Source organism: Xanthomarina gelatinilytica (assembly GCF_000348685.1).
GTDB lineage: Bacteria > Bacteroidota > Bacteroidia > Flavobacteriales > Flavobacteriaceae > Xanthomarina > Xanthomarina gelatinilytica.
Window position 1 is genome coordinate 1 of record NZ_ANLA01000030.1, and the last position, 6,363, is coordinate 6,363.

Annotated in this window: 2 protein-coding genes; both read right to left on the reverse strand. The window is 45.6% G+C overall.

Features of this window, described 5'->3' with window-relative positions; genetic code table 11:
* On the reverse strand, positions 1 to 5,252 hold a 5,252-nt coding region (locus tag D778_RS13785; RefSeq protein ID WP_238307697.1), incomplete at its 3' end, for a choice-of-anchor L domain-containing protein.
* Positions 5,253 to 5,643: 391 nt separating this feature from the next.
* On the reverse strand, positions 5,644 to 6,363 hold a 720-nt coding region (locus D778_RS13790; protein ID WP_238307699.1), incomplete at its 5' end, for a T9SS type B sorting domain-containing protein.

Sequence of the window (6,363 nt, forward strand, 5' to 3'; positions counted from 1 at the left end):
CTCATGGCCTCGGCGTCCGCCATGGTCTCATAATATGTCACATTGAAATTGGCAGGGTCCTGTCCGTTCAACAATATGGGGTTCTGTGACAACAGGTCGAAGCCCACCACATCGTTTGTTGGGTCTCCATCAAACTCCATCGTATCGTCACACAGCACATAAGTTCCATGGTTTGGATTGACCTGGGCCGCCTCCTGGACTTCCACAAAAAAGCTTACCGTGGCTATGTCACAGCCCGTGACCGTATTGTTGATGTTCACAAATATCTCCTGTGGGTTCACCGTGTTCTGGAACGCCGAAGGGTTGGCTATCGCTCCAGTCCCAGACTCGGCCGATGCCAATGTCGTATAATAGCTTACTGCAAAGTCCGGCTCTGGTTGCCCATTTAAAATGGCACTGGTCTGTGCCGTCAAATCAAAAACATAAACATCGTCCGTGTTCAACTCACAGGCTATCATATTATCTACCGGTACAGTACCCGGCAATGGGTTCACGATGATATCAAAACTTACTATGGTATAACAGCCCGTCCCCATATCTGATGGGTCCGATGGGTCCCCCGTATTGGTCACTCGCGCATAAATGGTTTGTGTCGGGGCTGTGTTTGTGTACGTGGTTGGGTCTGGAATGCTGTTCGCCCCTGATTCAGCATCGGCCATTGTGGTATGGTACGAAACGGTTTCGTCATAGGCATTCAACATCGCCGCTTCATTGGCCGTGATATCAAACTCCTCTTCCAAATCCCCTGGGTTGTTATCATCGCACAACTCCATGTTTGGCAGTGCTGCTGTTGGTGTCGGGACCGTGTTCACCACCAAGGTCAAGGTGGTCAGCGCATAACAGTCCACCCCATTGGCCGTTGAGGATACGGTTACAAAGATGGTCTGCGGATTGTGTGGCGCCCCACCTATCGAGGTATTGGCATAAGCTGTATAATCTGCTATTGGCGTGTTTGCCGTTACGTCCGCCATGGTCTCGTAATAGGCCACGGACCAACTGGAGTTGCCCCCTGTTATGATATTGTCCTGGACCGTCAAATCAAATATGGCATAACCATCGTTATCTACTGTATCATCACAAATCTCGTATTGCATCGCTTCGGTCGTGGTCTGCGGTACCGGAAGTGGGTTCACAATCAGTTCCAGGGAGGTTACCCTTACACAGCCTGTGGCATTGTCCCCGACACGCACCCAAACCACTTGGCTTGGCGCCACAGTGTTGGTAAAGGCGCCTGGGCTGGCTATATAGCTTGGATCGGTCGTGCCTATCTCTGCCCCTGCCTGTGTGGTATAATATGTAACGGAATATGCCATTGGGTCCAAGCCATTTAAAATCTCTGTATTGCTTGTTGTTAAATCAAATTGCGTCATCCCATCGGCAACCCCATCGTCATCGCACAATACCAGTGCCTCTGGGTCCATTTCTATCTCCGGTGTTGGGTCTATTATCAGTTCCAGCTCCAAAATGGTCGGGCAGTTGGTCCCCGGCCCATAATCCACACGAATATATATTATCTGTCCTGCCACATTGGTAAAGACGTCCGGCTGTGGCAGGACATCGTCCATGGCATTTTGCTCTGTCAGGTGAAAGGACACCTCATAGGTTGGGTCTATGCCCTCTATATCGTTTCTGGTGCCCATTAAATCAAAAACACCTAGGCCATCATTATCTGGATCACAGTAATGCAGGGCCGATGGGCTTGGAACTGCCGGTGCATCCACTACACCAAGTTCCAATGTCGTGGTGTCATAACAACCGGTTGTCGCGTCCTCCACGCGCACCCAAACCACCTCGCCATCTGTCCCTATATAGGCCGATGAGGATGGCGACACTTCCGGGAACCCGTTTTCGGCATCTAATAAATTTGCATGGTAGGTCACGACATAATTGCTGTTCCCCCCGGAGATCTCGCTGTTCTTAACGTTCAGGTCCATTTCCGTCATACCATCGGCAACATTGTCATCGCATACGATCAACGGGCTTGGGGCCACAATGGTGGGCAATGGGTTCACAACAACAACGGCTGTGGCCGTCAACGTGCTGTTACAGGTTGTCGATGGGTTTTCTACATTCTCTAGGGTAAGGGCCTGATCTACACTTACGCCCGCTATTGTCACAAGCCATTCTCCCAAAGCGTCTAAAGTCACCTGAACGCTCGCGCCCCCATTGATGCTATAGTCCACAACATCCCCTGGATCGCCTACAATGGTAAACACGGCATCGCCATTGGGACAAACATCGCCTGCAGCTGTTACCGTGGCTGTTGGGTTCGAATTCACAGTAACTGTGGCGGTATCGGTAAGGGGGGAACTACAGTTGCTTGTCGGGTTGGTGACCTGCTCCAAAGTGACCACTTGGTCTGCTGTGGCACCTGAAACCGTTACAATCCCTTCCCCGGTCGCATCCAAGGTCACTTGTGCGCCCGCGCCCCCATTGATGTTATAGTCCACAACGTCCCCCGCGGTTCCCGTGATGGTGAAAATGGCGTCTTCACCACTACAGATATCCGTATTTGTGGTTAATGAAACTATGCTCGGTAAGGCCACTACGGTAACGGTCGCTGAATCGGCAAGTAACGAACTGCAACTTGTGGCTGGGTTGGTGATCTGCTCCAAATTTATGGTTTGGTCCGTCGTGGCGCCTGCCACCGTTACAACCCCTTCCCCTGTCGCATCCAGGGTCACTTGTGCGCCCGCGCCCCCATTGATGTTATAGTCCACAACGTCCCCTGGGGTTCCCGTGATGGTGAAAATGGCATCTGAACCGATACAGATATCTGTGTTGGTGGTCAGGCTGTCAACCTCAGGCAATGGGTCCACCGTTAGCAACAACTGGGCAACACCGTAACATTGTGTCGTGATGTTTTCCACGCGCACATAGACCGTTTGGGTTGTGGCCGTGGTATTGGAATATGCGCCAGGAGTTAGGACCTCACTTGCAGAGCCAGGGCCGGTTTCTGCATCTGTGGCATCTCCGTAATACGTAATGGTGTAGTCCGTGGACGGTAACCCATTTAATATGGATGTCTCTGATAGGGTCAGGTCGAATTCCCCAAACCCATCGTCTCCCGGAAGAACGTTATCACAAATGGTCTGACTTGCCGGTATAATCTCTGGCACTGGGTTCAGCACCAAATCGAAAAGTGGGCCCACTGAAACATTGCTGCAGCTGGCATCACTGGCCAGTTCTACACGAACCCATATAGGCTCCCCTGAACTCGTATATGGGCTGCTCAAGGCGCCTGTCCCCGCATCGGCTGAGGCTTGGCTGCTGTAATAGGTAACTATGAAATCACTCGAGGGCTGCGCCCCCAAAATGGTCAAGGTCTGACCCTCCAAATCGAAATCGGCAACACCATCGTTGCTCGGATCGTCACATTGAACCAAATCACCAACTGGGCTTATCGAAGGCTCGGGGGTGATGTTCAAAGTGAAAGATGAGGTCTCGTAGCAGTTAGAATTAGGATAATCTATTCGGAGGTATATGATTTCTCCATCTACTCCTGAGTAAGTACCAGTTGTGCCTATGGCACCTGTATCGGCATCGGCATCGGCCTGGGAGTTGTGGTATGTGACTACAAAATCGCTAGCATTTGGTTGGCTTCCAATTGCTAATGGTGTATTCTGAGTTAGATCGAAGATGAAAGGTGGAGCACCTGGATTGCACAAAAAGAGGTTGTTAATTGATTCAACAATCGGATTTGGGTAGAATTCAATTAAAATATCATCAGAAGTTTGACAATCAGCAGACAAAACAACATCTACGGAATAAGTGCCTGATTGCGTGACAGTAATAGTAGAATTATTCTCTCCTGTAATTATGTTACCATTGTAATACCATATATGATTCCCATCTGCGCCAACAATTCCTGTATCTAAAACAATGCTATCTCCTTCACAAACAGTATTTGAAGCTGCAATAGTAATGTCTTCGCCTAAGTCTCCTCCCAAATTAAAACTTCCTCCTTCAAGAAAAACGGCTGAATCCCATAAGGTATCGTTATGATCGGCTATAACCAATTTAATTGAATAAAGTGTATTAGGAACAACTGTTCCAGATGCTGTTAAAGGAACTGTATGACCTTTGATGTTTATTGGGGCTGTTGCTTCTGGAAGTCCATCAAAATCATCGTAATAAGCTCCAAAATACTGAGGGTTTACAGACGCACAACCACTATTATATGCATTATCCCTTATGGTTAATACAGACACGGGATTAGTTGTTCCTGGAACGACTGCCAAATTGGTAGTTATTCCAGTAGCGACTTCGGTAAGTAAAAAAGCGAATCCATCAGCAAAGCTACATTGAAAAGTGCCATATTCTTCAGAGGCGAAAATGAAGTTAAAACTTATTTCATTTGCTAATGGAGTGAATTCAAATTCCATCCAAGTGGCATCTAAAGAATTTAAGCCTGGAATAGCTGCCTCTAAATCGGGATCTGAAGTACCCCATCCCCCTGTGCTTAAGGTTCCTGTCTCAGGACCTGCTGCTTGTTCAGCATCACCTGACATTAAAATAATACCTTCCTGAAATGGAAAAGTAGACCCACTTCTGTTAAAGTATGCAATTCCTTGCGTATTTGGTCCACCTTGAAATGTTAAATTATCTATTGATGCGCATCCACTATTTATAAGTACATCTTCTACTAATTCCAATTCTGTATATAAATCACCATCTACAGTTACATGATCTGACAATACATGAACTTCAATTGTCTGAGTACCTGAACAGCCTGTAGGGTTCGAGTCTGATACTGTAAAAGTAACAATATAAACACCTGAAGTATTATAGGTATGTGATACATTTTGACCATTTTGAGGAGTTCCTTCTCCAAAATCCCACAAGTAGGTGGCTCCAGCTCCTGAATCCGAAAATGTAGCGCTTCCAGTAAAGTCTACAGTTTGTCCTGGAAAAATTTCTACAATATTATTTACAGCTGCTGGAATAGTGCTGTCTATATTAGCAACAATATTTTGACAAGCAGCACCACATAAAATATCTGCAGCCCAACCTGGCCCTGGTAAACTCCCATCTGAAATAAATTCAATTGTTAAACATCCAGAAGTATTTGCTTGAGAGGCAATGATAACTCCTGGGTTATTGCCTGGCCCTCCTCCATCAAAGGAACCTATTACAGGAGCTGTAGTATCTGCACCATCATAAATAGTAAGCACATCAGCATTCAATTGTGTGCTAAACTGTGTAAAAGTTAACTGAATAAAATCTCCTCCAGCATCAGGACATATAGTCATTATTATATTTTCATTATTACTATAATTACCGGTATTTCCACCAGAATCATAAAAAACCCCCGAACATTGATTAAAGGTTCCGTTTTGCATATTCAAGTCTTGTGCAAAGACTGAAAAGCTAACTAAAAAAAAGGTAACAATAAAGAGTAATTGATGTTTCATAATATCTATTAAATAATGCGTTAGTTTAAAACTAACTTTCTTAAAGAGGCCATTTTTATTGCCTAAATTTAAGAAATTTTTAACTATGGGATAGATTTTTTACAAATGTTTATCCATACCGTATTAAAAATTAACTTATTTAAATACTTCTTAATAAAAAAACTCAGACAAGAAGATATGTTTTGTCTGAGTTTTTTTGTTTTATATCGAGAGAAAGCCTTTCTGACCCTTACCTCTTTAAACTAAAGTGGGCTTTAAATTGCTTTTGCTCTCCTGTACTTTCTCCTAGTTCTCGATACTCTATGGTAAACCAATAGTCACTTGACGGCATCAATTCGCCATTGTAGGTACCGTCCCATCCCGGACCGGTAGGGCTTAACTGCTTTAACAGCTTGCCATATCGATCGTATATAAAAATCTTGGCATCCAATTGGTTCTCTATCCCAAATATCTGCCACGTATCGTTATATCCATCGTTGTTGGGTGTAAAGAACAATGGGTAATCCATAACAAGCACCATATCGCTGGCCACTCCACATCCATTGATGTCCCTGGCCTGGATCACATGCTCCCCAAAAGGCACATTGGAGAAGGTATAGGTGTTGGTATTTGGCTCGTTGCTCACCCATGGGCCATTGTCTATACTGAATTCAAATACTGCTGCACCATCCCCTGTTGCTGTTACTTCTATGATGTGATTGTCTGCAAAAGCTTCTGTTGTTACATTAGCTGTAACATTTGGTGGAGAGCTCAATTGCACGACAGCTGTGTCTGTGCTTGTACACCCATTGGAGAGGTCTGTTACCATTACCGTATAAGTGCCTTCTACTGGTGGCTCATAAAAAGAGCCTGTACTTAACACTGTTGATGGATCTCCTGCTTCTGTCCACTCAAAACCATATAAGGTTGAACTTAGACCGGTATCCATTAACGGGGCGCTTATCACCTC